Source organism: Bdellovibrio sp. SKB1291214 (genome assembly GCF_002209355.2).
In the GTDB taxonomy this organism is placed as follows: domain Bacteria; phylum Bdellovibrionota; class Bdellovibrionia; order Bdellovibrionales; family Bdellovibrionaceae; genus Bdellovibrio.
Genome location: NZ_CP106855.1, coordinates 2049147 through 2076010 on the forward strand (window position 1 = coordinate 2049147; position 26864 = coordinate 2076010).

General features: G+C 42.4%; 28 protein-coding genes. 17 read left to right on the top strand and 11 right to left on the bottom strand.

Annotated elements, in window-relative coordinates:
• Positions 1–12: 12 nt before the first annotated feature.
• Positions 13–276, bottom strand: a complete 264-nt coding sequence (locus B9G69_RS10190) for a hypothetical protein (RefSeq protein WP_217897688.1) — start codon at positions 274–276, stop codon at positions 13–15.
• A gap of 229 nt (positions 277–505) precedes the next feature.
• Here B9G69_RS10190 and B9G69_RS10195 point away from each other — a divergent pair, with 229 nt between their 5' ends.
• The gene (locus B9G69_RS10195; RefSeq protein WP_088615144.1) at positions 506–961 is read left to right on the top strand and encodes a hypothetical protein; all 456 of its coding nucleotides are present in this window, start codon (positions 506–508) and stop codon (positions 959–961) included.
• Between the two features lie 6 nt (positions 962–967).
• Here the strand turns inward: B9G69_RS10195 and B9G69_RS10200 are convergent, their stop codons facing one another.
• A complete protein-coding gene (locus B9G69_RS10200; protein ID WP_088615143.1) occupies positions 968–2767 on the bottom strand; it encodes a hypothetical protein in 1800 nt (599 codons plus the stop codon).
• 269 nt (positions 2768–3036) lie between these two features.
• On the opposite strand from B9G69_RS10200, the gene B9G69_RS10205 reads away from it, so the two are divergent.
• Both B9G69_RS10205 and B9G69_RS10210 read left to right on the top strand, forming a co-directional pair.
• Positions 3037–3786, top strand: coding sequence for a ParA family protein (locus tag B9G69_RS10205; protein ID WP_088615142.1), 750 nt, complete (start codon positions 3037–3039; stop codon positions 3784–3786).
• Positions 3777–4283 carry a hypothetical protein gene (locus B9G69_RS10210; RefSeq protein ID WP_088615141.1) on the top strand — a complete coding sequence of 169 codons (507 nt, stop codon included), beginning with the start codon at positions 3777–3779 and terminating at the stop codon, positions 4281–4283. Before B9G69_RS10205 ends, B9G69_RS10210 begins: the two co-directional genes overlap by 10 nt.
• Before the next feature lie 13 nt (positions 4284–4296).
• Here B9G69_RS10210 and B9G69_RS10215 read toward each other — a convergent pair whose 3' ends face one another.
• Positions 4297–5742: a methyl-accepting chemotaxis protein gene (locus B9G69_RS10215; RefSeq protein ID WP_088615140.1), complete on the bottom strand. Its 1446-nt coding sequence runs from the start codon at positions 5740–5742 to the stop codon at positions 4297–4299.
• A 649-nt stretch (positions 5743–6391) separates the two neighbouring features.
• Here B9G69_RS10215 and B9G69_RS10220 point away from each other — a divergent pair.
• Genes B9G69_RS10220 through B9G69_RS10245 form a run of 6 tightly spaced genes read left to right on the top strand, consistent with a single transcriptional unit; the run spans position 6392 to position 12507 of the window.
• Entirely contained in the window at positions 6392–7294 is a 903-nt protein-coding gene (locus tag B9G69_RS10220) for an STAS domain-containing protein (RefSeq protein WP_088615139.1), read from the top strand.
• A 2-nt stretch (positions 7295–7296) separates the two neighbouring features.
• Positions 7297–7728, top strand: a complete 432-nt coding sequence (locus B9G69_RS10225; RefSeq protein WP_088615138.1) for an STAS domain-containing protein — start codon at positions 7297–7299, stop codon at positions 7726–7728.
• Positions 7709–8116 carry an anti-sigma regulatory factor gene (locus tag B9G69_RS10230; protein WP_088615137.1) on the top strand — a complete coding sequence of 136 codons (408 nt, stop codon included), beginning with the start codon at positions 7709–7711 and terminating at the stop codon, positions 8114–8116. The genes B9G69_RS10225 and B9G69_RS10230 overlap by 20 nt, the downstream gene beginning before the upstream one ends.
• The gene (locus B9G69_RS10235) at positions 8091–9104 is read left to right on the top strand and encodes an ATP-binding SpoIIE family protein phosphatase (RefSeq protein ID WP_176400941.1); all 1014 of its coding nucleotides are present in this window, start codon (positions 8091–8093) and stop codon (positions 9102–9104) included. Before B9G69_RS10230 ends, B9G69_RS10235 begins: the two co-directional genes overlap by 26 nt.
• Positions 9101–10909 carry an ATP-binding protein gene (locus B9G69_RS10240; RefSeq protein ID WP_088615135.1) on the top strand — a complete coding sequence of 603 codons (1809 nt, stop codon included), beginning with the start codon at positions 9101–9103 and terminating at the stop codon, positions 10907–10909. Before B9G69_RS10235 ends, B9G69_RS10240 begins: the two co-directional genes overlap by 4 nt.
• An 8-nt stretch (positions 10910–10917) precedes the next feature.
• Entirely contained in the window at positions 10918–12507 is a 1590-nt protein-coding gene (locus B9G69_RS10245; RefSeq protein ID WP_088615134.1) for a response regulator, read from the top strand.
• A gap of 42 nt (positions 12508–12549) precedes the next feature.
• On the opposite strand, the gene B9G69_RS10250 is transcribed toward B9G69_RS10245, so the two are convergent.
• Both B9G69_RS10250 and cueR read right to left on the bottom strand, forming a co-directional pair.
• The gene (locus B9G69_RS10250) at positions 12550–12999 is read right to left on the bottom strand and encodes a hypothetical protein (RefSeq protein ID WP_088615133.1); all 450 of its coding nucleotides are present in this window, start codon (positions 12997–12999) and stop codon (positions 12550–12552) included.
• A gap of 89 nt (positions 13000–13088) precedes the next feature.
• Positions 13089–13475 (bottom strand): Cu(I)-responsive transcriptional regulator, encoded by a 387-nt coding sequence (gene cueR / locus B9G69_RS10255; RefSeq protein ID WP_088615132.1) that lies wholly within the window; start codon positions 13473–13475, stop codon positions 13089–13091.
• Positions 13476–13604: 129 nt separating this feature from the next.
• On the opposite strand from cueR, the gene B9G69_RS10260 reads away from it, so the two are divergent.
• Both B9G69_RS10260 and B9G69_RS10265 read left to right on the top strand, forming a co-directional pair.
• Entirely contained in the window at positions 13605–14315 is a 711-nt protein-coding gene (locus B9G69_RS10260) for a heavy-metal-associated domain-containing protein (protein ID WP_088615131.1), read from the top strand.
• Between the two features lie 68 nt (positions 14316–14383).
• The gene (locus B9G69_RS10265; protein WP_088615130.1) at positions 14384–15031 is read left to right on the top strand and encodes a restriction endonuclease; all 648 of its coding nucleotides are present in this window, start codon (positions 14384–14386) and stop codon (positions 15029–15031) included.
• Between the two features lie 63 nt (positions 15032–15094).
• On the opposite strand, the gene B9G69_RS10270 is transcribed toward B9G69_RS10265, so the two are convergent.
• Together B9G69_RS10270 and B9G69_RS10275 are read right to left on the bottom strand one after the other, a co-directional pair.
• On the bottom strand, positions 15095–15613 hold the full coding sequence (locus B9G69_RS10270) for a nuclear transport factor 2 family protein (protein ID WP_265437721.1): 519 nt from the start codon (positions 15611–15613) through the stop codon (positions 15095–15097).
• Positions 15614–15643: 30 nt separating this feature from the next.
• Positions 15644–16333, bottom strand: coding sequence for an SDR family NAD(P)-dependent oxidoreductase (locus tag B9G69_RS10275; protein ID WP_217897687.1), 690 nt, complete (start codon positions 16331–16333; stop codon positions 15644–15646).
• Positions 16334–16651: 318 nt separating this feature from the next.
• On the opposite strand from B9G69_RS10275, the gene B9G69_RS10280 reads away from it, so the two are divergent.
• The 4 genes from B9G69_RS10280 to B9G69_RS10295 all read left to right on the top strand — a co-directional run bounded on the left by B9G69_RS10280 (position 16652) and on the right by B9G69_RS10295 (position 18808).
• Positions 16652–17104: a recombinase family protein gene (locus B9G69_RS10280; RefSeq protein ID WP_217897745.1), complete on the top strand. Its 453-nt coding sequence runs from the start codon at positions 16652–16654 to the stop codon at positions 17102–17104.
• 14 nt (positions 17105–17118) lie between these two features.
• A complete protein-coding gene (locus B9G69_RS10285; protein ID WP_088615127.1) occupies positions 17119–17322 on the top strand; it encodes a hypothetical protein in 204 nt (67 codons plus the stop codon).
• 20 nt (positions 17323–17342) lie between these two features.
• The gene (locus B9G69_RS10290) at positions 17343–18110 is read left to right on the top strand and encodes a hypothetical protein (RefSeq protein ID WP_088615126.1); all 768 of its coding nucleotides are present in this window, start codon (positions 17343–17345) and stop codon (positions 18108–18110) included.
• 164 nt (positions 18111–18274) lie between these two features.
• Positions 18275–18808, top strand: a complete 534-nt coding sequence (locus B9G69_RS10295) for a DUF305 domain-containing protein (protein WP_168196567.1) — start codon at positions 18275–18277, stop codon at positions 18806–18808.
• Positions 18809–18847: 39 nt separating this feature from the next.
• On the opposite strand, the gene B9G69_RS10300 is transcribed toward B9G69_RS10295, so the two are convergent.
• From B9G69_RS10300 to B9G69_RS10315, 4 genes are read right to left on the bottom strand one after another with little or no spacing between them, the layout of a single operon-like run.
• Positions 18848–19273, bottom strand: coding sequence for a hypothetical protein (locus B9G69_RS10300; protein ID WP_254916838.1), 426 nt, complete (start codon positions 19271–19273; stop codon positions 18848–18850).
• A 13-nt stretch (positions 19274–19286) separates the two neighbouring features.
• A complete protein-coding gene (locus B9G69_RS10305) occupies positions 19287–20513 on the bottom strand; it encodes a TolC family protein (RefSeq protein ID WP_176400940.1) in 1227 nt (408 codons plus the stop codon).
• Between the two features lie 9 nt (positions 20514–20522).
• Positions 20523–20924: a hypothetical protein gene (locus B9G69_RS10310; RefSeq protein ID WP_088615123.1), complete on the bottom strand. Its 402-nt coding sequence runs from the start codon at positions 20922–20924 to the stop codon at positions 20523–20525.
• Between the two features lies 1 nt (position 20925).
• Positions 20926–24063, bottom strand: a complete 3138-nt coding sequence (locus B9G69_RS10315; protein ID WP_088615122.1) for an efflux RND transporter permease subunit — start codon at positions 24061–24063, stop codon at positions 20926–20928.
• 146 nt (positions 24064–24209) lie between these two features.
• Here B9G69_RS10315 and B9G69_RS10320 point away from each other — a divergent pair, with 146 nt between their 5' ends.
• A complete protein-coding gene (locus B9G69_RS10320) occupies positions 24210–24497 on the top strand; it encodes a metal-sensitive transcriptional regulator (RefSeq protein ID WP_088615121.1) in 288 nt (95 codons plus the stop codon).
• Positions 24498–24504: 7 nt separating this feature from the next.
• Positions 24505–26700: a heavy metal translocating P-type ATPase gene (locus B9G69_RS10325; RefSeq protein ID WP_265437722.1), complete on the top strand. Its 2196-nt coding sequence runs from the start codon at positions 24505–24507 to the stop codon at positions 26698–26700.
• The last annotated feature ends 164 nt before the right edge of the window (positions 26701–26864 follow it).

A 26864-nucleotide genomic window follows, 5' to 3' on the forward strand; every position in this document is an offset into this window, starting at 1 on the left:
GCGAATGCGCGTTTAGCGCGTATTCGCTTTTTTTTCCTCAGCGGATCTGTCTTGCTTATTGAGCAAAAATTTGTGTCGGACTTGATAGGTGGACTTGAGCTGTGACGGCGCATAGGCTTCTAGTAAAATGCCGTTATGCTTGGTTTGTAGAATACGTTTTTGCTCGCTGATGGCTGGGTAAATACCGGTTTTCTTTTTCTTCCAATCTAACCAAGCGTGAATCAACAAGATTTGAAAGGCAGGGCCAATAAAGATATTACGGCGGATCCCATCCACAGCATGAACTTTCGCATAGGGGACTGATCGACATATTTCATACATAAATGAACTTAAATTTATACTTTGCGTGAAATTGCAGGTTGATGTTTTGATGTGGGACGTTTAGGGACTCCATCGTCAACGGATTGGACAGCTAAGAACTCTTTGCAAATTACTGGGAACGTAAGGAATGTCCTTGGGAGATGGGATATATTTGCCGCTCTAAATACGTCTTATAAGGTGTTTTATGAAACTTAACTTGCTATCCGCGATTCTTGTTTTGGGTATCAGTTCTTCAGCACTCGCTAAATCGGGTGCTGAGCAATTCGTTTCTAATTACGCAAAACTGCCAAAGTCTTACGATGCTGTTCAGTTCGAGGGGAAAGCTCTCAGCGGTTTTCAGGGCAGATGCGTGCTAGCGATTACTGCAGGTTATATGAATGACGGAATGAAGTATTTGTCTTTGATGAATGATGTTGGCGAAACAATGTTCGTAAGTATCGATTCAAAGAAAGCTTACCCAGGTAACGTCATTAAAATCTCACAACGTGACGAAGAAGTTGACGAGTTCAATCATCACTATCCAATCGTTTACTCTTTGAAATTGGAAGTAGACGATGGCGGTAAACCGTTGCGCGCCAAGGGTAAAATCGATCGTCGATTCCCTTACCGCGACACGAATATCTCGTGCTCATTCAACTAACCGCGATTACTCGAATTGTTGCTGTCCCGATGAGTTGAATTTTTGAACGTTCTTACCGACGGCATCGGCAACATACACGTTACCCTCAATATCGCCAGTTATCCCAAACGGCAGCTTTAGAATTAATCCATAAGACATGCCTGATTGTCCATAGCGACCCACGGGTGTCCCGGCGTTATCGAATTTTACGAGCTCTTTCGTTGGAGCGTAATCTGTTACGTAAAGATGTCCATCGCCATCTTGCCACATGCCAAAAGACGAAGTGATGCTTCCCGGAGCTCCTGAGGTATCATACTGTTGCGCGTGCATGTTACCGGCATTGTTTAAACGGATAAGCCCCGAATCAAAAACGACGATGTTAGAGCCGTCCGGACTTACAGAAATCACCGTAGGCGCAGTTAAAAGGCCCGTTGCTAAGTCTCCTCCAATTTGGGAGCCATCAGTAGAAACCTTTTTAATAGTCACGTTACTACCATTTTTATCCACGATATAAAGAACATCATTTTCGTCGATAGCGATCGAAAGCGGGTTAGTAACTAGAGTCGATGCGAAGTTTGGTATTTCTACGCCATCATGGTTGTACTTTTTTAATGTGAAGACCTGGGTGTCTGTTGTCAGCAGTGTATATATAGACCCTTTTGAATCGACGACTATTGAAAGGGGAATCTTTCCACCCGTATTAATAGTCATGGTGATATTGGCATTAGCGTCTGATCTTACAATGTCACCGGTCATCTGACCGACCAACATTTTACCATTGCCCTCAAGTGCAATGCTTGTTGGAAATGCGAACGTTGGCGAGCCCGCTTTCACAACGGAAACGAAGGTGCTATCGGGTTTAATTTCGATGATGGCCTGCTGATTGTTGATAAAAAGATTCCCGTTGCTTCCAAAATGTAAATCCAAGGGGGAGTTCAAAGGGTCTGATGTGCTTGCGCCATTGTACGTCCATACATGTGTATTGCTAGGGCTGATTTTATGTATCTTGCTCGATATTCCGTCTACAACATAAAGGTTTGCACCGGAATCGACGGCGATTTTTCCGGCCAATTCAAAGTTGCTGCCCACACCCGAGGTCACGCCGTCAAAAGTGGATGTATAGGAACCTGCGGAAGTAAACTTCTGAACCCGTCCGTTACTTTCGCGAATATATATATTGCGAGAACCATCGACAGCGATTCCAAGAATCATATTGTCAATTTCGCCATTGTTGGTACCTTGACTTCCGAAAGTCGAGATAAAGCTGCCAGTAGTCGTATCAAACCTTTGCACACGACAGTTGTAAACATCAGCAACAAGGAAAGTTCCATTTGAATCAATAATAATATCCCCGGGAGTATTGAATTCCCCATTGCCGGTACCTGTGGCGTTACCCACTGTAAATATAAGTTGCCCCAAGGAGTTGTATTTCACGACTTTTTGAATATCCGTTGGGCTTGTTGAAGACAATGAGACATAAAGATTGTTTTGGGAATCCAGGGCAATTTGCTTGATATGAGTTGCTGCCGTGCTGGGAATAAGACATTTTTTAAAAGTACCGTCTGATTTAACATAGGCAATCGGGCAGTCATCATTAAAAGCTGTTGCGATGACATATGTGCCGTCAGAAGTAATGGCAAAAGAGCTTGACGCCAAGTTAAGCACGTCGAACTTTGCTACCCCTAATGGAAAGATCCCTTTAGCGACGTTCGTTCCCACAGAGAGTGATTGTGATTGTTTCTTACCTAAAACCGAAACGTCTAGGCTGCAGGCAGTTAGACATAGCAAAACAGATGATACTAATGTGAGTTTCAAAAACGATCCCATGATAAACCCTCAATGTTACCTATGGTGTACTCATCGGAATTCATGGGTCAGAGCTTTCGTGTTTTCATAAAGAACAGAACTACTTAGCGCCCCTTTCTCTTATTGAGAAGGCTACATTATGGACCCGCAATAAAGTTTGTCTTTTCTTGCGATAATGCGAGTTCCTATCGCGCGACCTAGACCTTTGGCTTGAAATTACTCTTCCAAATCGCTTGTGCTTCATTATACGCGAAAGCCGGCCTAAAGTACTGGCATCGAAGAGGTGTTTTATGGGATCAATCGTAGCATTCATTAATCAAAAAGGCGGCGTCGCTAAAACTACGACAGCAATCAATGTTGCTGCACAATGGGCTCACAACGGCAAAAAAGTTTTGCTGGTGGATTTGGACCCGCAATCTTCTGCAACTCGTTCTATCTTTGGTGACATGGATTTTGAAAACACGATTTACGATGTTTTGACGGGCGAGTTGAATGCTCAAGACGCTGTTGTGAAATCAGAAACTTTCGGCTTCGACGTAATCCCATCCGAGATCATGCTTTCCGGAATCGAAATCATTTTAGCTTCAAAATTCGGTCGCGAGAGCATTTTGAAACGTGGCCTTGCAGAGATCAAAGATGACTATGACATCATCGTGATTGATTGTTCTCCATCATTGGGTCTTTTGACCGTGAATGCCCTGATCGCTTCTAAAGACATCGTGATTCCGATTTGCCCAGAGTATTTCTCGTTAAAAGGTATCGAGTTGATCCTTGAGACTTTGAAAAATATCCACCAAGGCTTGGGTCATAAAATTGACGTGCGCGGAATTATCATTTCTAAATACCGCAATCGTAAGATCGTGGAAAAAGTTATCAACGACCTTCGCACGAACTACACAATTCCTGTGTTTAACAACTACATCCCAGATTCGATCGTAGTTGAAGAAGCGCATCACAATCATAAGCCGATGCTTCAATACTCCCCAAGAAATCCTGCCGGTCAGGCGCTTGCTAATCTTGCTGTGGAAATGTGGGCGTAGGCAGTCTTAATCCCTTATTCGTAGACTCAACAAAACCCATTGGTGATAAAGTCGTCACCAATGTGGAATTGTTGTCCGTTGTTTTACACGACGGTGATTCGGTATTTTTTGAAGTCAGCGACGAATACGGCTTTCAGCAACGCTTCGCTTTAAAAGCTGTTGAAACTAAAAAGTCAGTGAAATACACAGCCGAAGTTTGGTTGAAATACCAGCACGAGATCCAATACCGATTCGTGATGGTGAACGCCGGTGAGGAAGTCTATGCTTCAGCAACTCAAACGGCTCGCGCGGGTCATATCATCTCTGACAAGTGGGCTCCGACATTTAAGCCTGACACGGTTCGCGAGAAAAAAGCGAAGCGTCCTCAACAACCACGGGGCGAGGCCGCTGCCGCAGCCGTTCGCGAAGCTAAAGCTCAGCGCGAAGCAAAGTTTAAGCCTTTGGGACAACCTAATATGTTGTCCCAGATAAAGTCATTAATAGACGACTTGCTTTAATAGCTGAGGCTTTTTAAGCCTCATTGTTTTTTGCACCATTGACGATGCTTTGAAGATTTAACACCATCGCTTGCAACATAGCTGCTTGGGCAGACATCTCTTCGGCGGAAGCAGCGATCTCTTCTGCTGAAGCGGCATTTTGTTGTGTTGATGCATCCAAGTTCTGCATGGCCTTACTGATTTGAGTAATGCCGGTAGCTTGTTCTTCACTGGCAAGTGCAATTTCATCATTGATTGTGGCTGACTTTTCGATGGATAGAACAAGATCCGACAAAGCAACTGCCATATCGCTGGCAAGTTTGCTTCCTATCTGAGTTTTGTCTGCGCTGTCACGAATCAACTCCGAAATATCCTTGGCGGCAGTGGCACTTTTTTGTGCCAAGTTTCTGACGGCATCTGCCACGACGGCAAAACCTTTACCGTGATCTCCAGCTCTGGCGGCCTCTACGGCTGCATTCAGTGCCAGCAAATTGATTTGGAAAGAAATGTCGTCAATTACGCCGATGATGTCCTCAACCTTTTTGGCGCTGTTAGAAATTTCATTCATGGATTCGATCAAGCGTTTCATTCCCTCATTGCCTGACGCTGCACTTGTAGAACCTGTTTTAGCTAGCTGAGCGGCATTTCGTGCATTCTTGGCATTGTTGTTGACGACGCTGGTTAGTTCCTCAAGTGCTGCCACGGTTTCTTCAAGTGAACTTGCTGATTCAGTCGTGCCTGATGAAACTTGCTGACTTGCTGACGATAGCTGTGTGCTCGCGGAAGCAGTTTGTGCGCTCGCTCCACTTAGTTCAGAAGCCACATTGATAAGCGAACTAGAAATTCTTTTAGCTAGGAAAAGGCCTATGCCGACACTTAAAACTAATGATACCCCCATTCCAGTCCACGTAATATTTGAGAGCTTGGAAAACAAAGATGCTGCATCTTTGTTAGTATTGTCTGCAAGTTCTACGTTGAGGTTTACAAGGTCAGATAAAAGATCGTCGACTATTTTGAATGAGGCCGAAAGTTCGCTGTTAATAAGCTTTTCAGCATCTGCTTTGTTGCCATTCTGAATACTATGAATCACCGCTAAAGCTACTTTTTCATACACAGGCCATGCCGCATCGAATTTTTTTAGAAGGTCCACTTCTCGGTCGGTTAGGAATGTTTTGCGATACTTATCCAACAGGGCATTTATTTTTGTTTTGTATACTTCAATGGCTTTGACAGACTCATCGATTTCTTTTGAATCTCTACTTAAAACCAAATCGTAAAGCTCTCTGTTGTGATAGATCGCATTCATGTTGGCATTGCTCAAATCCGTCATCGGTATCAAGTTATTGTCATTCATGTTTTGGATAGAGGTGAATAATTGTTTACCCGCGTACAGCCCTATTGCGCCCATTGCGACAACGAAAATAGAGATAAAGATAAAACTTAAAATTAATTTGGTAGATAAGCGCAGACCGTTTAGCATGATTTCCCTCTTAAAATTCGAATGAAATCTTCGGGAGGAAAACCCAGTTTCTGAAGGTAAGTTTCAGGAAAATATGATGTGTTCAAGAATTCTTGGATTTTCGCAACTGATTGTGATTGAAACTATTCAATGCTCGGGTGAAGAATTCTTGCAAAGTTAGTATAATATTTTCTCAGCTTTTAATTGCTGAACTGGGTAAAGACGCCAGGAAGTTTGCTTCTTCTAAGGGCATTTGTTCCGTTAAAATTTATGAGTGGATCATCAGAATGTTCTATGATGTAGCGGCTTGAGCCTGTTCCAGTCGGTTACAAATTGTTAATCCAGAAATAGATTCACCGCTCTATTTTTTGATGAAAAATGAAATCCGGAACTTCATGTATCGTATTTTTCACGGCATTTAATACCCAAAATTCCTGCCTAAATAATGAACTTTTACGAGTGAAAAAGGTCTCCAAAAAACACTTCACAAAATTTCAAAGATTCTCAAAAAACTGATGCTCGGAAATCTGGAGTCACAACGGAAAACGGCGGATGACGAAAATAATGCGTCCACAGTTTTGTCGCGTGTTGTCTTAGTTCCGCATCGACAACGAGAAATACAAACGAGTAGCTTGGCTATGTAAAGAAACAAAGAAGGTAGGAATATTTCATGATGGAAACTAAGTCAGCACTTCCAATTTTTATTAAAAAGCATGAGCAACATGTTTTGAACTCTTGGACAGAAGAGCAAGTTTCAAAAATCGGTAGCAAAATTTCAGTCAGTGAGCTGAAAAGACAATGTTCAGATTTTATGGGCCTGATGACTGAAGCTTTGCAAACTGGGACATACGAAAACCTTAAAGGTAACCAGTGGGAAAATGTGAAAAGAATGCTGTCGGAGATCTCTCGTTCAAGAAGTCTTCAAGGCTTCTCGCCCAGTGAAACAGCAATATTTATTTTCTCTTTGAAAAAGCCACTTTTCAATATGTTGAAAATGGAGCTTGAAGCACAGCCGTTAGAACTTGCCAATGAAATGTGGAACATCACCACGTTGTTGGACCAGCTGGGACTATTTACCACTGAGGCATATCAAAAGACTCGAGAAGAAGTTATCGTTCGCCAGCAAGAGGAAATGCTAGAGCTATCTACCCCGGTGGTAAAACTTTGGGATGGTATTCTTGCATTGCCGATGATTGGAACTTTGGATAGCAGTCGCACACAGGTTGTTATGGAAAGTCTTCTTCAGCGTATCATGGAAACTGAAAGCGAAATTGCGATCATTGATATCACAGGCGTTCCAACGGTTGATACATTAGTGGCCCAGCATCTGATGAAAACTGTCACTGCCGCTCGCTTGATGGGTGCTGAATGTATCATTAGCGGTATCCGACCACAGATTGCGGCAACGATTGTTCATTTGGGCGTCGATTTGGGCGCAATCACAACGAAAGCAACTTTGGCTGATGCATTTTTGGTAGCTTTGTCTCGTACGAACCGTTTTGTAACCAAAGGAACAAAAGCAAAAAATACTTCTGCGACTTCGTTCAATTCTGGTGTTGAGGCAAGGGCTTAAACATGGAGCGTATTCCAATCATTAAACTTGGTAGTTTTTTATTAGTGAGTATCCAAGTTGATATGCACGATAAACTTGCGATGACTTTGCAAGATGATTTGACGAATAAAATCGTTAGCACGAATGCTAAAGCCGTACTGATCGATATTTCTTCTCTAGACATTGTGGATTCATTCATCGGCAGAATGCTTGCGGGAATCGCCAATATGGCTCGTATCTTAGATGCCGAAACCGTTGTGGTGGGCATGCAGCCAGCCGTGGCTATTACTCTTGTAGAGTTGGGCATGGAGCTAAATGGAATTAAAACTGCACTAAATGTGGATAGAGGCATGGCATTGCTAAGAAAAACTCTAAAGCTTTCTGATGATGAAGATTTAGTAAATCAAGATCACGAAAGCGAATGGGCTGAAAAGCATGCAAATATTGAAGCATGAGGTTTATCCCATCAAGACTCCGAGTGACATTGTAATTATTCGGAAAGAGGTCAGATCTTGGTCAGCCAGCATTGGTTTGAATCTTATTGATCAAACTAAAGTTGTCACTGCCGCCAGCGAGCTTGCCCGAAATACGTTGGATTATGGCGGTGGTGGCGAATTGCAACTATCCTCCGTGATGAATGTAGATCGGAAGTCAGGAATCCGTCTGGTATTTGCGGATCAGGGACCGGGAATCGCCGACTTAAAACTTGCCCTTACTGATGGATACACAACTGGTGGAGGTTTGGGATTAGGTCTCTCAGGCTCACGCAGATTAGTTAATGAATTTGATATTGAGTCAGAACCGGGAAAAGGCACTCGTGTTACAGCAGTTAAGTGGAAGTAATTTAAAACGTCATAGCCATAATTTTTCAATGACAGATCCTTCTCAAGTGGGGGAGGTTCGTCGTTTCGTTCAGAAACTATCGAAAGACTTTGATTTCAACGAAGTTGAAGTAGGCCGTCTTTCTATAATCGTGAATGAGCTGGGCAATAATCTTGTCAAGTATGCTCCGGGCGGGCGGCTTTTAGTTCGCGCGTTTGACAATCAAGATCTTAAGCAAGTGGAAATATTATCAATTGATACGGGGCCAGGGATGGACGTAGACGTGGTAATGACTGATGGTTACACCACGGGACAAACTCCTGGTACGGGGCTTGGTTCAGTCAAACGACAAGCGGATTATTTTGATTTGTACTCGACGACAAAGGGCACCGTCATTGTCGCCGGTATTTTTAAAGATAGTTCCAAGAGTTCTTTTAATTTTGGAGTCGTCAACCTACCGGTAGCTAGCGAGTCCGTCTGTGGAGATGATTATTATTTAAATATGGATAAGGATTCTGTAACAGCCCTTGTGGTCGATGGACTCGGTCATGGAATTCTTGCTAGCCAGGCTGCCAACGAGGCCACCGCTTTATTTTCGGAAATTCAGAATGAACCTCTCGATTTTATCTTAAACCGAATTCATGGAAAATTGAAGTCCACCCGAGGGGGCGCTGTTTTTCTTCTTCGATGGAGTGAAGCTGGAGTGGTGACTTTTACCGGAGTGGGCAATATTCGCACCGTCATTCAAAAGCCTATCGAAAACAAGACTTTGATTTCGCAAAATGGCACGGCTGGAGTTCAGATCCGTACGCCAAAAGTTTTATCAGAAAAATGGGATGGAGAAGGTCTCTTGATTCTTCATACCGACGGAATTAATAACCGCTGGGACTTCTCGGCCCATCCGGGTTTGATTTATCGACACCCTGCTGTGATAGCAGGGATTATCTCTCGTGATTTCTGTCGTGGGACCGATGATGCAACTGTAGTTGTAATAGGAAGAAATAAATGAATTTAAAAAAGCCAGGTCTTCCATTACTAACGATTCAAATCAAATATGAACCCGACATTGTAACAGCACGTAGAAAAACCAGGGATTTGGCAGAAGCTTTAGGTTTTGATTCCCAGGATCAGGCGCGGATCGGTACTGCCGTATCTGAGTTAGCCCGCAATGTTTTTCAGTATGCGCAAAAAGGAACCGTAGAGTTTTTTTTCAATACCCAGATTCCTCAGGCTTTATTAATAAAAGTTTCTGATCGAGGACCGGGCATTGCGAATCTCCATGATATTTTGGGGGGAGTTTATATTTCTCCAAGTGGAATGGGTGTTGGTCTCATTGGTTCAAAAAAATTAATGGATATTTTTGAACTTGAAACATCCAATGCGGGTACAGAAGTTTTAGTTGGTAAAACTCTAAGTGCAAAGTCAAAAAATATTTCAAATGACGTTTTAGTGAAAATCGTCGAATCCATGGCGACGAAGAAAGCTGATGATGCTTTTGAAGAGATTCAGCTTCAAAATCGTGAATTGTTGGCAGCGCTTGACGAATTGACCGCTAAAAAGAATGAGCTTTCTGAGTTAAACGCAGAACTTGAAGAGACTAATAAAGGTGTCTTAGCATTGTATGCAGAACTCGATGAAAAGGCCGAATCACTTCAGCATGCGAACGAAGTGAAGACGAGCTTTTTGTCCAATATGACTCATGAGTTCCGTACACCTTTAAGTTCTATCATCAGCCTCACGCGTCTTCTTATTGATCGAGTCGATGGGGATTTGACTCCTGAACAAGAGCGACAAGTAAATTACATCAGAAAATCCGGCGAGTCTCTTTTAGAGCTCGTGAATGATCTGCTTGATCTTGCAAAAGTTGAAGCCGGCAAAGTCAGCGTGAATGCCGCAAGTTTTGATGTCGAAGAACTTATGGGAAGTCTACGCGGTATGTTTAGACCTATCATTGGAGACCGTGAGAGTATCGAATTTACAGTTGACTGGGACGAGAACATTCCTGAGTTGAATACGGATCAACCCAAGGTCGCTCAAATTTTGCGTAATCTAATTTCTAATGCCGTGAAGTTTACGGAAAAAGGTCGAATTCAGGTTAATGCGAAACAAGTGAATTCGGAAAATGTCCTTTTCACTGTGGCAGATAGTGGAATTGGAATCAGCGATGAGCATCATCGTTTGATCTTTGAAGACTATAGTCAGATAGATTCTAAAGTACAAAAAAAGCACAAAGGAACGGGTCTTGGGCTTCCGCTTTCAAGAAAGCTTGCCCGAATGTTGGGTGGGGATTTATGGGTGGAAAGTAAAATTGGATCGGGATCCATCTTCCACGTTTTACTACCTATAAAATATGAAGGAAATAAAGAAGCCATTCTTATTCCGAAAAATAATTCTCCTATGCCGACTGAAATAACAGAGAGCAATTCGAAATTTAAGGTTTTGTTGATCGATGATGACGAGCCTTCTCGATATATTCTTCGGGGTTTGATTAGTTCTCAGCTATCCGCTGATTTTATCGAAGTACAAACGGGCGAAGAAGGTTTGGTGAAAATTAAAACTTTAAAACCTGATGTGGTATTTCTGGATTTAAATATGCCGGGACTAAGTGGTTTTGATGTCCTTGATAAGGTACAAAGCGATCCCAATCTTAAGGATACCCCCATCATAATAAATACGGCTAAAAAGCTTTCTGAATACGAAATTGCTAGGCTTGAGCATGCCTCCGCAATTTTATCTAAAGAACGAACAGATCATCAGCGTGCGCTTCAGGAAATGAAATCGGCTTTGGTAAAAGTCGGATTTGATTATCAATAGGACGGTTTATGGATAAATCTACGAAAAAAATTCTGGTTGTCGATGATACGGACGGTAATCGCTATGCGCTTGCCAGGAACCTAAAGACGGAAGGTTACTCTGTCGTGGAAGCCGTCAGTGGGTACGAAGCCTTGCGGTTAATTGAATCGGAAATGCCCGACTTAGTGACACTTGATATTCATCTACCCGACATTAACGGGTTTGAAGTCTGCCGACGTATTAAATTAAATCCGATGACTTCGCATATTCCGGTGCTGCAGGTTTCTGCAAGTTACGTAACTTCTAAAGCTCGTATTATGGGTCTTGAAGGTGGTGCAGATAATTACTTAACTCATCCTATCGAGCCTCCTGTATTGCATGCGACGGTGCTTGCGTTGCTTAGAACTCGACAGTTGATGGATGATCTTAGATCTGCACAGATTGCGCAGGCCGAGTCCTTGTCTGCGGCTAAACTTGCGAATCAAGCGAAAAGTCGTTTTCTGTCGAATATGAGTCATGAAATTCGCACACCATTGGGAGTCATTCAAGGTTTCGCCGATCTCGCTCTGGAGCCGGGTATTAGTGAAGAAGAACGTCAGTCGTATCTTCATACTATTAAGAAAAATGCCATCAGTCTTACAAGTCTTATTGGTGAGATTTTGGATTTGGCGAAGGTTGAAGCCGGTAAGATGGAAATCGAAACAATACGATTCTCATTAACTCAGACTTTGAATGAAGTTGTTGAGAGCTTCAATTTGAGAGCTAATGAAAAAGGTCTTACGCTGAAACTTCATACCGCAGAACATACACCTGAATTTATTAACAGTGATCCGACGAAATTCAGACAGATCTTAGTAAATCTAGTCGGTAACGCCTTAAAGTTTACCGAAAAAGGCTTGGTTGAAATCAATGTAGGTTTGACTAAGAATCGAAATTACCTGGGACATCACGTTCTTGAAGTTAAAGTTAAAGACTCTGGAATTGGACTATCTAAAGAGCAGCAAGGGAAACTCTTTGAGGCCTTTGTTCAGGCGGACAGCTCTACGACCAGAAAATTCGGTGGGACAGGGTTGGGCTTAAATTTATCAAAAAAATTGGCTCAATCATTGGGCGGTGATCTTTACCTTTACGAAAGCAGCGAAGGCTTGGGAAGCACGTTCGGTATGGTCATTGATATTGGTTTGATTAAGCCTGAGGACTACTTACGACCCAAGACATCAAGTGAAGGCGTTAAAATCGAAAACAGCATGTTTAGTGGGATGCGCGTTTTATTAGTAGAGGATATCGAAGATAATCAGCTTCTTTTTTCGAACTACTTAAGAAACCTAAAAGCCAGCGTTGACGTTGCGGGTGACGGCATGATTGCACTGAGTTGCGCTGAAAAGAATCAATACGATGTCATTTTGATGGATATTCAAATGCCGAACCTTGATGGCTATCAGACTTTGAAAGCTCTTCGTGAAAGAGGCGATAACACTCCGGCAATTGCCTTGACAGCCAATGCTCTTAAGGAAGAACGGGAAATCGCCCTGAATTTGGGTTTTGTGAATTACCTGACGAAACCATTAAGTGCGAAGACCTTGGTGGCTGCACTTAAAGAAATTCAACTTCAACTCTAGTTGGATACAAAAAAAGCCTCTCTTCCGAGAGGCTTTTTGCTTTTATTCAGCTTCGAATTGCTGAACTGGGTAAAGACCCAGGAAGTTTGCTTCCTCAGTCGACATATCGAATTCTGGGTACAAGCCTTTAGACATTGTACAAACTACGTCTACGTTAGCGTTACCCTCAGAAGTGTTCGCGTACAAAGTTCCTTCGTAAGATCTTGAAGAACGATCAAACTTAGCCTCTAAGCGACCAGAAGCATCGGGGCTTGTTGCAGTTGCGCGGATGTATTGGCCCTCTTGAACATCACTTGAAGTAACCTGCATTGCGATTTGCTTAGTTGATCCACCACTTACTGTGATCAAGATGTCGCCAACGATTTGGTTGCCCGACGTTGTTGCATCAGCTTTGAAGTTATACCAGTAGTAAGAACCTTCGCAGTGAACTTGCGCAGCGTGCGCCAAACCACCGGCTAATAGAATTGCACCTGTCAAAAATAGACTTTTCATATGAACCCCTCCGTAAGTCATAAGTAAGGGTTACCCGACTAGAGTAAAAGGTCAAAGAAAGGTCATGACTCTGTGCAGAGGAGGAATCGTTACCCTTCGAGTCCTTTAATGATCGGGCAGTCGGGGCGGTTGTCGCCGTGGCAATTCTTAGCGAGCATTTGAAGGGTATTTAACATTTCCTGCATTTCTTTTATTTTTTTCTCGAGCGCTTCTATCTGATCAAAAGCCAAAGCTTTAACATCACGGCTTGCGCGGGATTTGTTTCGCCATAGGCTGACAAGCTTTTTGATTTCTTTCATTGAAAATCCGAGGCTTCGGGCACGCTTAATGAATCGTAAAAACTGCACATCGTTTTCAGTATAGGAACGGTATCCAGAATCTGTACGCGCGGCTTTTGGGATGATCCCAATGGATTCGTAATGACGAATAAGCTTAGCGTTGACGCCTGACAGTTTTGCTAAATCACCGATATTCATTTGCCACCTCTATAGTATCTTAAACCTTCCCATCGTTGGAAGGTCAAGGAAGTGTATCAAAATTACCTATTGACCTTCCAACGATGGGAAGGTGCAGACTGGTCTTAGTTCAAAGGAACTGGAGGATTTATGAGCCATCAAGAATATAATGTACAAGGAATGACCTGCAATAAGTGCACGGAGAAGATCTCTGCGGAACTTAGTAAGGATCCTCGTATTCACGATCTGAAAGTAACTTTGAATCCTCCGCGAATCCAATTTGATTCGTCTGAGGAGACAACTGCTGCGCAGATCAATACTGCTCTCGCTCCGCTTAAAAAATATTCCGTGATCGATGGTGGAAAAGAAAATGCCGTGAAAGAAGAGCCCTTTGCTCTTTCTAAGTATCTGCCTTTGTTTTTGCTATTCGGATTAAGTGCCGGGGTCCCGGCATTGAACGCCGTCATCAATCAGGCCGGGTGGGGTCATTGGATGCCTCAATTTATGGGGGTATCATTAATTGCTTTATCTTATTTTAAGTTATCAGATTTAAGTAAGTTCACTGAAGCATTTGCTACTTATGATCCCATTGCTATGAAATTTAATGCGTATGGATTTATTTATCCTTTCTTTGAACTGGTAGCGGGGATTGGTTTTATTCTTGGGCTCTTCATCAACCCTTTGTCCGTGCTGGTGATCGCAATTTTATTGCCGACAACTTTTGGAGTCATTAAAGCTTTGCGAGAAAAACGCCAGTTCCAATGTGCGTGTTTGGGAACTGCGTTCAACTTGCCGCTCACAAAGGTCACTATCGTTGAAAATATACTGATGATCGCGATGGCGTTGATGATGCTTTTTTAGTTTCAGTTTGAGACGCATGAGATTTAAAATGGTCTATTGTTTAACGATGAAAATTCCGAATAATTGTCATGCAGTACCATTTAGTAGGTTTTATAATTTTGGCTATCGTGCTGGTCGCGATCATTATCTTTCGAAGCTTCACTGATGATTCGAAAGCGCAAGACGAGTTAGATCGCTTTTTAAGTGAACCAAAATCTCCACGCCAAGTCGCCAGATTGTATGAACGTTACGTGGGGCATCTTTTTGAAAAACAAGGTTATGATGTAGCCTATCTGGGGGCCCTTAAAGGGCATGCTGATATGGGCCGGGACATTATCGTTACTAAGCCCGATGAAATTTTGGTGATCCATACAAAATGTTGGGCCAAACGCCGAGTCGTTCACGACAACGACATCTATCATTTATTCGGAAAGATGTCGCATCTAAAGCTGACTTCAGAAGATCCCAACCGCAAAACAAGAGCGGTGATGTATTCAACTTCACAGTATTCAAGTTTGGCAAAACAAGCTGCAAGTGTTTTGGGTGTGGAAATCAGAACTGAGAAACTAAATCTTTCCTATCCGATGATCAAATGCAGTATCTCGCCAATTGGGGAGAAGGTTTACTACCTTCCCTTCGATGCCGTCTATGACCGAGTCAAGGTAAGCCGCCGCGACGAGTACTTCGTACGCACTGTTCATGAGGCGGTGAAAAAAGGTTTTAAGCGGGCCGGATAAACTAAGATTAAGCCGCAAAAATAAAAAAGCCCTGCCTGAAAAGGACAGGGCTTTTTACTTTATCTATCTCGATTTAAGAGATCCGCCCAAATTTCCAAGAACTCCCAACTGTCCTAAAAGTTGTGTCGCAGCTGTGTAACAGTGGAATGAAACAACTTTGCCATCTTTGATTTTAAAAACGTCGAAACATGGCGTGCTCATTTTCTTATTCGTTGCTGGCAAATCTCCCATCGGGAAACCCAGGGCACCTTTTTGGGTACCATTTAGTGATAGTTCAACAAAAACCGTGTCGCCCACTGTCCACATGCTGTAAAGCTCGCGGTGCATATCGGGGAAAGCCTTGGCATAGATGTCGACGACTTTGCCAGTCTCTTTGCCATAATAGTTAATCCCTGCAGAAACATCCCAGAAGTGACCGTCCTCAGCGAACAGGTCGGCGAAGGCTTTAGCGTCTTGTTTTTCAGCGATGGCATAAAGCTCACGGATGAATTCTTCATTTTTTGAATGACCACCGACAACTTCTTGACGGTTTGCAAGGCCAGGGGAAGCGAATGGATTTACGGATTCGATTTGGTTGTACATATAATTCTCCTTTTAAATTTACTTAAATTCTTAAACTTGAGTCATGCCGCCATCGACGACGAGTTCGATGCCTGTGACATAGCTGCTGTCATCGGACGCTAGGAATAAAACGGCTTTGGCGATTTCATCTGTGGAGCCTGGTCTGCCTAATGGGATTTGTGCAGAGGCTTGTGTTGCGAATTGATCGATTTGTTCTGGAGTAAGGCCAAGCTCTGTTTGATAACCTTCAGTTGGTACTAATCCTGGCACAATTGTGTTCACGCGAATTTTACGATCTTTCAAATCGTTGGACCAACCACGAGCTAATGAGCGGATAGCAGCTTTCGTTGCAGCGTAAATCCCGTCTGTATTTTCAAAAAAGATCTCCTGACCAGCATGGTGAGTTCCTGGAGGATATAAATGTGCAATTAAATGTGCACTTTTAAGTTCATTTTTGAAGGTAAAGGATCTTTGGCCTGTCATTGTCGTTAAAAGGTTAATTTCTTCGATAACCTGAATTGAGGAGCGGTGATCACTTTTTGTGCCAGGATAGTAGAGAATTTGTTTTACGGATTTTGAAAGAGAATCATGACTCTTGTTGAGTATTGCAAAGTGAGGACCGATTCCAAACAGCGGTCTCTCTTGACAACTCTTGCTGAGAAGTTTGAGGAAATGTTCATCACGAAGAGCATATCCAACAAAGATTACGGTGGTGTATTCTTTCGGCTCGGCTCCTCCCACGAATGCGCATCACGCGCATTCGTCCCGAAGCCGGGGCCGTTCGCTCGTCAGGCCATCCGGGCCTGCCGCATTTGATCGAACGCTCCCCCGGAGCATTCGACCAAACGACGCTCTCTCTTCTTCGAGTCCTGCTACCCCGCAGACGCACAAATGCCTTGCGGAGATTTAGCTGGCTTAGATTGTTTTGTTTTTTTTAGGAAAAGTGGATGTCCAACCCCATCAATAAGCAGGAATTGGCCGCCCCTTGATATTATTAAGTTTTTTCGAAAAGGTAACCCCATAATTTCCGATGAAATTGCGGTTTTGTACTGCCAGGGCATGTCAATCACCGACATATCTGCTCGTACTGGGATTAAGAGACATACTGTTTGGAAGACGCTTAAACGGCTTAAGAAAGAATCCAGCTCTGAAGTTTCAGTTCCTTATGACAGATGGCGTAAAGGTAAGAAGCGCACAGGGGCTCGACCACCATTTGGGTTTTGTATTTTGGAAGGGGAGCTTGTCCGTGACCCAAAAGAGTACCCAACACTTCTTTTGATTTTCAGTCTTTGGACCAAGGGGACATCAGTTACTTCCATCGTCAATCTGCTTGGGGAAAAGGGACTGCGATCGCGTACGGGTAAACAGTGGAGTTATCGAGTTGTTCAATCGATAACCGAAAGAATCGAATCAAAGGAATTGGTCATGATGCAAAGTAAGCTTTGGTTCTCAGATGAATATTTAAAGGGAATTAGTACAAATAGTAGAAATAAGCCATTCAAAAAAGAATGATAAGGAAGGTTAACATGAATCTAACAAATCTCGTTTCTTGGTGTATTGGAATCATTTTGGGCTGGTCAGCAGTAAGCAACATTGATTTAATTCAACAGTCCATATTGCGTGCTCAGGCAAAGTTAATTTATGAATCGCGCACGGCCACATGGGGTTCTCCTAAATTTCTAGTTCAACATAAGGAACAACGGGAAACTGGAAACGTCGGAGCAAAATAGTAAATGCAGGCATCTAGCGCATGAAAAATAATCATTACATTTCGAAATTTCTGACACAACGCTGGCGCAGCCCAGGGTTGCCTTTGTGGCATTATGATTTTAAGAAAAAACATTTCTCCGATAAACATTCTGTCGACAGACTCTTCGCAAGAAGAAATCTGTGGTCAGATCAAATTGAAGATTTTTTGCGAGACAATACCGAAAATTTCTCACCGACGTTTCTCGCTGGTCTCGAAGCGGGTGCCCAACCCGCGTGGGATGAGTACAAAGCGCTTTTTTTATTGATTCTTTTTCAGGCTGCTAGAGTAAGTCATGCACAGACTGGGCATTCAAATCTCTCTGCCCTAAGTATTTTTTCTTCTAAAAAGCTGGAGGCGCTCGCTCTGGCTGCTAAGCAGACAAGAGAGTTAATTGGATTCAGACTGCCAAATGATTTGAGATTCTTTTTTCCGGAAACAGGAATCTTTCCGTTTCCGGTTGATTGTGGCGGCTATTTTGAATGGATATTTGCACTCCCTATAAGTGGAACATTTTGTCTTGGATTGGTACCCCAGTCTGTAGATCTAAATCTTTTGCGGGCCAAAATTAGCTATTCTCATCTTGCGGCTTGGTCGGTGGGCACCTCCAAGTTTTGCAGTAAAATTGTTATCCATCCAGATCTCTATTCATATAAAAATAGCCTACAAGAATTGGAATCTAAAATTGTTGAATGTCGGAGCTTTACTGACGCTCAAAGTGAGTTAATAAACCAAGTTCATTCTTTAATCGGCCTTGGTCTGTCTATTTGATTTTATATAAATCATTAATAAAGAGATACCATGACCGCAAAGTTTGTTGATATCTACACATTAAGTCACCGGACAGCTTGTATCAGTTTGTATTTCTCCTGTTTTATCCTCTTTTTTAAGACGGAGTAGCTTGTTTGAGCTATTAATTCTGAATGGAGGTTAAAATGACTCAAAGAATTCTATTAGCGGGAATATTTATATTATTCGCTTTCCATTCACGTGCAGAAACTGGTTCGCGCAGTATTGAGCCATATCACGCCCGACCTTATAGTGTGCAATTTATAGATGAAATGAGCGCACACCATGAGGGTGGGGTAGAAATGGCAGAGATGGCAATATCAAAGGCTTATCACTCTAAGTTAAAAGAAATGGCAAAGATGATGAAGCAAGCCCAGCAAGAAGAATTAGCGAAGATGGCTGATTGGCGAGTGCGCTGGTATTCATCAAGTCCTAGTTATACCTATATGGGTGCCGAAATGGATATGTCCAAACTTGAGAAGCTTAGTGGACCAGAATTTGATATAGCTTTTTTAGATACAATGATTATGCATCACCCTGGAGCTATTTTTCTAGGAAGAGAAGCTGCAGGAAGATCTGAAAAGTCTGAGATTCGTGCATTTGGGAAGAAAATATCAAATGCCCAACAAAAAGAATTAAATGAGATGCGCAAAATGAGAGACAATTGGACAAAGCAATAGGCATCATTAGGCCATATTCAATGGCCTAATGACTTCAATTTAGTGGTGAGAGTGTTCGCTTTTATTTTCTGTTTGGTTCTCGAACTTCAGAGGAAGTTTATAAACAGCATCGTTACCCACCGCTTTTTCGCGAACTGCTTTGATCACAATCTCACTGTCTTGCGAATATTTTTTAGTCGGAACACAATGAAAGTGATCTTGCATTACGGTGCAATTAAAAGGAATTTGTACCTTTTTAGCGCGCGCAAAAACTTTGGCACTAGAATCTTTTGTTGTAGAATTCTGAAAATTCATATCTAAAAGATAAACATGTGCACTCTGATCTTTGTCTAAAACTAGTTCTGTATGAAAAGCTCCTGGCATTTCAATCTTGCCGCCGTGAGGACCAGGCTTGTCTCCACCATGTGCGCTTGCTAACGTAGGAGCCAGGGTGAGCGTCAGAATTAAGTGTCGAATAAAGTTCATTGATTTCTCCTTTTTAGATAAGTTCAGTTATTTTCGCATTTACTATTGTGATATCTCGTTCCAGCTCGATCATCCTGCGCTTTGCTTCGAATAAAGATACCGTGGCAGTTTGAAGATCCGGCGAGTTTTTGATTCCGCGCTTATATTCTGACAGTGTCATTTCGTAATACTTTTGGGCAAACATGAGTCTTTGTTGCTGATGTATTTTAAGCTTTGCTAGACTTTCTCTAGTAGTTAACAGGTTTCGTAAATCTTTTTCTATTTCGAGACGGGTGTTCTTTTTGTCAAACTGTTGAGTTGAAACTCCATAGTTTGTTGCTTGATGACGATAATAGCTTGAAAAGCCAGAAAAAAGATTCCAACTCAAAAGCAATGCGAACCTGGATTCTGTACCATTCAATGGATCTGAATACTCTGGAGTTATTCTGCCATAGCTAGCTTCGAGATCTAAGAACGGTAAAAACTCAGATCGTTGCTGAGTTACCTTCGCATGAGATATCTCTTCAAGTTGATCTTGTTTTTTAAGAGATGGATTGTTTTGAAGCGCCGTTTCAATATTTATTTCAATACTATTTATATCAAATGATTCTCGATCTGAAACTGAACTTTCAGAGATATTTAATCCTGTAAGTGTACTAAGCTCTTTGTTAAGTCGTTCTATTTCAGCTTTGATGGATTCGCGTTCATTCAAAATATTATTTTCTTCTAGATCAATCTCAATACTGTCGACGTTTGAAGTAAGTCCTGCATTGATTTTCTTCTGTGCCATCTGTCGTTGTTTATTTAAAAAATCAGATTTTTCATCAAGAATAGACAGGTTTTTTTTATTGGCAAGAAGACTATAGTAAGTTTCGCGTAACTGACGACGAAGGGCGCGGGTTTTTACATCTAGGTCTAATTGTGCAATTTGGAACTCGCTATTAGAGATTGTCCTCAATGAGGAGTCTTCTCCTCCACGGTATAGATTCCATCGACCGCTCACGTAGCCTAGATATCCTTCGCTAGGTTCTTGAATGGTTTTATTTTCAGCGTATCCACCATTTAAGGAAATTTGCGGAAGAAAATTTCCAAATTGAGATTGTGCCGTCGCTTTTTGCGCCTTCACCGTTGCTTCAAGCGAACGAATTTGCGGATTGGAAGATAGCATTTGGGCTTCAAGGGAAGCCAAAGTTGATCCTTCATTAGCAAATGCAGAAATAAAGACCAAAATGAATTGTGTAAAGATTAAAAGCGACGTCACCCTCATAGATTACTTCTCCAAAAGAAATTTAAAACTGTCGGTTTTGCCCGAGTGCTGTGCCTTGATATCAAGGTCAGCGCGATAGGCACCCTTAAGATCTACTTTGGTTGCAAATGCTTTACCGTCATTGGTGAACGTCAAAGCCTGAGGTTTTCCTTTTGGCGTTTTTGCAGTTCCAGTTAACTTTACATCTGCAATTTTCAAATCTTCTCCAGAATGCGCTAACGGAAAGAATTGAATCGAGTCTCCGGAAACCAGCATTTCCATATTAATTTCTTTGCCAGCTTTGACGATTCCACCATGTTGGGCTTTAATTTGGCCCGGGATTTCGTCATGGCCTTCGTGCGCGATTGAATTAACACCGAAAAATAAAATGCTAGATAGCGCGATCGTTAAAAACTGTTTGTTCATTTTAAGTCTCCTTTGATTCAAATATACTTACTTCATCCGTTGTCTTTAGGTATTTAAAAGCTGATTTCTTTCCAAAGTGATAAAAAACGGTCGGTGTGACAAACATATCTAGCAATGTGCTGCTAATCAAACCACCGACTATAACGACAGCGACGGGATGAAGAATTTCTTTTCCCGGTTCGCCTTTCGAAAGTACTAATGGAAGTAGGCCAAGAATGGCAGTGAGAGCGGTCATCAATACAGGAACCAGTCTTTCAAGTGAACCACGAATTACCATTTCCTTGGTAAAACCTTCTCCTTCATGCTTCATAAGGTGAAGGTAGTGAGAGATCATCATTATGCCATTTCTAGAGGCGATTCCGCAAAGAGTTACAAATGCGACCAAGCTGGCAATGCTGATCGTTCCATCGGTTATTAAAATAGCTACCACGCCACCAATAAATGCCATTGGAATGTTCAACATAACTTGAAAAGAGATAAAACTACTCTTGAAGTGAGCGTACAGAATGACGAAAACTGAAATGACGGACAGGAAGCCTAAGAGAATCATTAATCGGGATGCTTGTTGTTGGCTTTCAAATTGTCCACCGTAATTAATGAAGTAGCCAGATGGGACTTCAACTTTATCTTTAATTTTAGATTGAATGTCAGCCATAACGCTTTCCAGATCCCGACCTGACGAATTAGCTTGGACGACGATACGCCGTTGAGCATTTTCTCTGTTAATAATATTTGGACCTGAAGTTTCATAGACGTCCGCTATCATTTCGACGCGAACTTTTGTTCCATCTGGAAGTGTTTTAAGAGGGGTTCGTTTAATAAGATCCAAGTTAGATCGAGATTTTTCATCAAATCTCATAAACGCATCTACAGTCTTTTGCCCCTCGAGAATTTGACCAACCACTTCTCCCTGAAGAGCTTTTTCTAAAAGCTGTGCTAAATCTCCTACAGAAACACCAAACTTAGAGGCTTCATCTCTCAAAAGTTGAACCTTGACCTGAGGAATTAAAACCTGCTGTTCGATTTGTAAATCGACTAACCCTGGCACGTCTTTTAAAGACTGTTGAACTTCGCTGGCCTTTGCGCGAAGTGTGGAAAGATCTGGTCCAAAGATTTTTATAGCGATTTGCGCCCGGACGCCCGATAAAAGGTGATCTAGTCGATGAGATATAGGCTGCCCAACATTAACCGCAACGCCTTGAAGTTCAGATAAATTTCTACGAATTTCGGTAAGCACTTGATTTCTGGGGCGTCCCTCTTCCTTAAAGTCGACATCAATTTCAGAGTAGTGAACGCCCTCTGCGTGCTCATCTTGCTCGGCGCGCCCAGTTCTACGTGACACAGAAGTTACTTCCGGACTTTTCATGATTAATTCTTCTGCTTTTTTGCCAAGACGATCTGATTCCTCAAGAGAAATTCCCGGAGTAGCAACTACTGTTATAGTCGCCGTGCCTTCATTGAAATGAGGTAGGAAGTCTCTGCCAATGAATGTGGTTAGAAAAACTGCGCAAATAAACAAGGCAGTTGTTACGCCTAAAATAATTTTTGGGTGTGCTAAGGATCTGTTAAGAATCTGAGTGTCCCATTGCTTAAGCTTTCGAACTAAAGCGCCGTCCTTGTGTTCTAAGAGTTCGCCTTTTGATAATAGGTATGAACACAGAACTGGCGTCACAGTGAGAGAAATGATCATCGAAGCCAGAAGTGAAATAATATATGAAATCCCGAGAGGCGCGAAAAGCCGACCTTCGATTCCTCCCATGCTGAAAAGTGGAACGAAAACTAAACAGACAATAAGAGTTGCAATTACAATTGAATTTCTGACTTCACTAGATGCTTCGAAAATAACTTTGAGCGTATTCTTTGGTTTTGCGAGCAACTTATTTTCGCGAAGTCTGCGGTATACATTTTCGACGTCAACGATAGCGTCATCAACGAGCTCGCCAATTGCGACGGCGAGTCCCCCAAGTGTCATGGTGTTGACGGAAAGTCCGAATATTTTAAAAACGATAGCTGTTAAAACAAATGAAAGAGGAATCGCCGTCATAGTTATAGCCGTCGTTCGCAAATTCATCAGAAATAATAAAAGCACAATCAGAACGAGAATGACGCCGTCACGAAGAGCCTCTTTAACGTTATGGATCGAGTTTTCGATAAAGCGAGATTGTTTAAAGAGGTCGGGCTCAATTTTGACTCCTTTGGGTAGGCCTATCGAGAGTTCCTTTAATGCTTTATCTATATCTTTCGTTAAATCAATTGTGCTTGCGCCAGGTTGTTTTTGAATGGTCATGATAACTGAAGCCTTGCCATTTACACTGGCATCTCCTCGTTTGACCTGCGGCCCTTCTTGAACTTCCGCAATATCTTTTACTCGGACGGGTCTGCCTAGGTGCATGCCCACAAAAGAATTTTGAATGTCATCTAGACTGCGAACTGCCCCAAGGTTTCTAATCAAATACTCCTGAGGGCCAATATTTATGAAGCCGCCGGTGGAATTAATACTAAGATCTGAAAGATTGTGTTCGATATCATCTAGGGCTAACTGAAATTTTTGAATTTTTTCGGCTGAGATAAGAATTTGAAATTGTCTCACGCCTCCGCCAATTGCGATTACCTGCGTAACTCCTGGGATACTCATGAGGCGAGGGCGCAATGTCCAATCTGCGATCGTTCTCAACTCAAGTGGACTGACGGTGCCATCTGGAGAACTAAGACCAATAAGCTGTATTTCTCCCATGATCGAGGCGATCGGTCCCATAATAGGTGTCGCATTTTTTGGAAGCTTTTCTTTAGCTAGAGCTATTTTCTCTTGGACCATTTGTCTATTGCGGTAGATATCTGTTCCCCAGTCAAACTCGATATAAATAACACTTAATCCGACTGCAGAACTGGAGCGAACTCGCTGTACCCCGGGAAGACCATTCAGTGCGGTTTCAAGGGGAAACGTCACCAAAGTTTCAACCTCTTCGGGGGCAAGGCCAGGGGCCTCGGTCATGATATTTACTGTGGGTCTATTTAAATCTGGGAAAACATCCACCGGAAGAGTTATTAGAGCCCATACTCCGTACACCAAAACTAATGCCGTGAAAGCAATAACAAGCAGTCTATGAGTCAGGGCATATTTTATGACTTTATCGAGCATAAGTCCTCTTTTCGAATATACTAGGAGGGGGTATAGTCAATTGTGACAAGGAAAAAAAATATTGTTCTTCATATTTTCTCCTTGCAAGACCCCTTGCTAATTATACCCCCATGGGGTAAGTATGATATGAAATTTAGAGGTATAAATTGAAAAAAGCAAACAACAAATCTCTTCATCCTGATCATGGTGTTCACAAGAAACGTTTAAATCGAGTCCGTGGACAAATAGATGGTATCGAAAAGATGATTGATGAAAGACGCTATTGTCCTGATATTTTAATCCAACTGCGGGCTGCCGCTAAGGCTCTGGAATCCATCGAGGCGGAAATTATGCAAAAGCATATTCATGGTTGTGTGAAGACCGCAATTAAATCTCGTGATGAAAATGCCGTAACAGAAAAAATTGATGAAATAATGATGCTCGTTAAGAGATAGGTTTTTTATGTCGTTAAAATCCGAGAAAGAAATAGAGCTTCAACTTATTGGGATGTCCTGCGTTAACTGCGCCGCAAAGATTGAAAAAACGTTAAATGGTTTTGAACAAGTTAATGCATCAGTGAATTTTGCGACTTCCAAGGCCGTGGTTTCATTTCCTTCAGATCAGTGGAGCGCTCATTTACTTGTTGAGAAGATTCAAGAGCTGGGATTTCAGGCTTTTGAAATCGATGAAGACGCACAGACCGGGGATATCAAAAATATAGTACAGAAAGAAAAGGAACGCGAACAAAGACTTTTCTTTGCAGCGCTAATTCTTACGAGCCCTTTTATTCTCGAGATGTTCTATATGTTAGGTGGGAATGGTCATCAGGAGCTAATACCAAGATGGGTACAACTGATTTTGGCGACTCCCGTGCAATTTTGGATCGGGTGGCGATTTTATCGTGGATCCTACTATGCTCTTCGTTCCAAAAGTTCAAACATGGATGTCTTAATTGCTTTGGGTACAACCATGGCTTATGTCCTTAGTGTTCTGGTAACGGTAATGAACTGGCATCACCAGCATGTATATTTCGAAGCAAGTACCATGGTTATTACACTTGTTCTTGCTGGAAAATACCTGGAGTCAAAGGCAAAGAAAAAAACATCAGATGCCCTTGAGGGCCTTGTTCGTCTTCAGCCAAAAACCGCTATCGTCGAAAGAAGCGGTAAGTTTGAAGAGATTGAAGTTAAGGATGTTATTGTTGGGGATACTGTCATTGTTAAAAACGCCGAAGCAATTCCTATTGACGGTGTTGTTGTTGGTGGAAGTTCATCAGTTGATGAGTCTATGCTAACAGGCGAAAGTATTCCCGTTGCTAAACATGTCGGTGACAAAGTTTTTGCAGCGACGCTCAATCACAGCGGTTCTTTGCGAGTGAAGGCCACTGGTGTTGGCACGCGAACCCAGCTAGCCCAAATTATTAAAATTGTATCGATTGCGCAGGGTTCTAAAGCGCCTATTCAGCGGCTCGCTGATAAAATATCAGCCATCTTCGTTCCAACAGTAGTGACTGTCAGTTTATTTACTTTCTTTTTAACGTGGATGATTTCTGGTGATCTGGCGTCGGCATTCATAGCAGCCGTATCAGTCCTCGTAATCGCCTGTCCGTGTGCATTGGGTTTAGCTACTCCAACTGCAGTCGTTGTGGGAGTGGGAAAGGCAGCCCATGCTGGGGTACTATTTCGTGACGCTAAAGCACTTGAGGTAGCTGAAAAGATAGATGTCTTGGTCCTTGATAAAACCGGAACTATTACAGAAGGCAAGCCGACAGTAAGCGACGTCAAGATAGGTAATATGGTGACATTGGAGAATGCATTGCAGATCGCGATGAGTCTTGAGGAAGGTTCCTCTCACCCATTAGCTCGAGCTATTGTAGACGAAGGAAATAAGAATCATATTTATCCTGTGCCAGTTGATTTTTTTGAATCTGTAGTTGGACAAGGAGTGCAGGGTAAGATTGGGACTGAGGTTTACAAGCTTGGAAAACCGGAATGGATTGCCGATAGTGTCCATCTTGACAAAAGTATTTTGCATTCAATGGAAGCAAGCGGACAAACGGTTGTGGTCCTGGCATCATCTCAAGAAGTTATCGCCTACTTTGCTATTGCAGATAAGGTTCGTGAAAGCTCAAAAGTTGCTATTCAGCAAATTCTTTCACAAGGCATTCGTGTTGTAATGCTGACGGGCGATAATGAAGGTACGGCAAAAGCAATTGCGAAGGAAGTCGGTATAGCTGAGTTTAAACATAGCGTGAAGCCATCGGATAAAGCTAACTTCGTAGTCGCATTGAAAAGGAAGAAGCTGACTGTGGCCATGGTCGGGGATGGAGTGAACGATGCGCCCGCTCTTGCAATGGCAGACGTCAGTTTCTCTATGTCGTCGGGGACAGACATAGCAATCGAAGCGGCAGATGTGACTTTGATGAAGAACGATTTAACATCAGTGTTTGCCGCAATCTCATTGTCAAAATTTACCTTAAGAAAGATTAGGCAAAATCTTTTCTTTGCTTTTGTTTACAATGTTTTTGGAATTCCTTTAGCTGCACTGGGAATGTTGAACCCCATTATTGCCGGAGGAGCTATGGCATTGAGTTCCGTATCTGTTTTAACAAATTCTTTAATGTTAAAGCGCGTTCGATTAACGGCGAATGCAGAGTAGTGTTGTGGATGTTGAAAAGATAATTTTAGTATGTAGTTCCTGCGGCAAAGAAGCAGATGCTGGGAACACTTCAAAAAAATTGCAGGGTAGAATCAAAAACTTTGCAAAGGAAAATAACGAGCAATGTTTGGTGCTTTTGACAAGTTGTCTCGGAGTTTGTCCTG

Excerpts from the sequence above, each read along its gene's own strand:
- B9G69_RS10280 (WP_217897745.1), top strand. The coding sequence starts at position 16,652 with ATGTCAATCACCGACATATCTGCTCGTACTGGGATTAAGAGACATACT.
- B9G69_RS10260 (WP_088615131.1), top strand. The coding sequence starts at position 13,605 with ATGAGCCATCAAGAATATAATGTACAAGGAATGACCTGCAATAAGTGC.
- B9G69_RS10245 (WP_088615134.1), top strand. The coding sequence starts at position 10,918 with ATGGATAAATCTACGAAAAAAATTCTGGTTGTCGATGATACGGACGGT.
- B9G69_RS10310 (WP_088615123.1), bottom strand. The coding sequence starts at position 20,924 with ATGAACAAACAGTTTTTAACGATCGCGCTATCTAGCATTTTATTTTTC.
- B9G69_RS10220 (WP_088615139.1), top strand. The coding sequence starts at position 6,392 with ATGATGGAAACTAAGTCAGCACTTCCAATTTTTATTAAAAAGCATGAG.
- B9G69_RS10205 (WP_088615142.1), top strand. The coding sequence starts at position 3,037 with ATGGGATCAATCGTAGCATTCATTAATCAAAAAGGCGGCGTCGCTAAA.
- B9G69_RS10215 (WP_088615140.1), bottom strand. The coding sequence starts at position 5,742 with ATGCTAAACGGTCTGCGCTTATCTACCAAATTAATTTTAAGTTTTATC.
- B9G69_RS10290 (WP_088615126.1), top strand. The coding sequence starts at position 17,343 with ATGAAAAATAATCATTACATTTCGAAATTTCTGACACAACGCTGGCGC.
- cueR (WP_088615132.1), bottom strand. The coding sequence starts at position 13,475 with ATGAATATCGGTGATTTAGCAAAACTGTCAGGCGTCAACGCTAAGCTT.
- B9G69_RS10295 (WP_168196567.1), top strand. The coding sequence starts at position 18,275 with ATGACTCAAAGAATTCTATTAGCGGGAATATTTATATTATTCGCTTTC.
- B9G69_RS10225 (WP_088615138.1), top strand. The coding sequence starts at position 7,297 with ATGGAGCGTATTCCAATCATTAAACTTGGTAGTTTTTTATTAGTGAGT.
- B9G69_RS10270 (WP_265437721.1), bottom strand. The coding sequence starts at position 15,613 with ATGTACAACCAAATCGAATCCGTAAATCCATTCGCTTCCCCTGGCCTT.
- B9G69_RS10315 (WP_088615122.1), bottom strand. The coding sequence starts at position 24,063 with ATGCTCGATAAAGTCATAAAATATGCCCTGACTCATAGACTGCTTGTT.
- B9G69_RS10285 (WP_088615127.1), top strand. The coding sequence starts at position 17,119 with ATGAATCTAACAAATCTCGTTTCTTGGTGTATTGGAATCATTTTGGGC.
- B9G69_RS10195 (WP_088615144.1), top strand. The coding sequence starts at position 506 with ATGAAACTTAACTTGCTATCCGCGATTCTTGTTTTGGGTATCAGTTCT.
- B9G69_RS10250 (WP_088615133.1), bottom strand. The coding sequence starts at position 12,999 with ATGAAAAGTCTATTTTTGACAGGTGCAATTCTATTAGCCGGTGGTTTG.
- B9G69_RS10230 (WP_088615137.1), top strand. The coding sequence starts at position 7,709 with ATGCAAATATTGAAGCATGAGGTTTATCCCATCAAGACTCCGAGTGAC.
- B9G69_RS10200 (WP_088615143.1), bottom strand. The coding sequence starts at position 2,767 with ATGGGATCGTTTTTGAAACTCACATTAGTATCATCTGTTTTGCTATGT.
- B9G69_RS10240 (WP_088615135.1), top strand. The coding sequence starts at position 9,101 with ATGAATTTAAAAAAGCCAGGTCTTCCATTACTAACGATTCAAATCAAA.
- B9G69_RS10325 (WP_265437722.1), top strand. The coding sequence starts at position 24,505 with ATGTCGTTAAAATCCGAGAAAGAAATAGAGCTTCAACTTATTGGGATG.
- B9G69_RS10300 (WP_254916838.1), bottom strand. The coding sequence starts at position 19,273 with ATGAACTTTATTCGACACTTAATTCTGACGCTCACCCTGGCTCCTACG.
- B9G69_RS10265 (WP_088615130.1), top strand. The coding sequence starts at position 14,384 with ATGCAGTACCATTTAGTAGGTTTTATAATTTTGGCTATCGTGCTGGTC.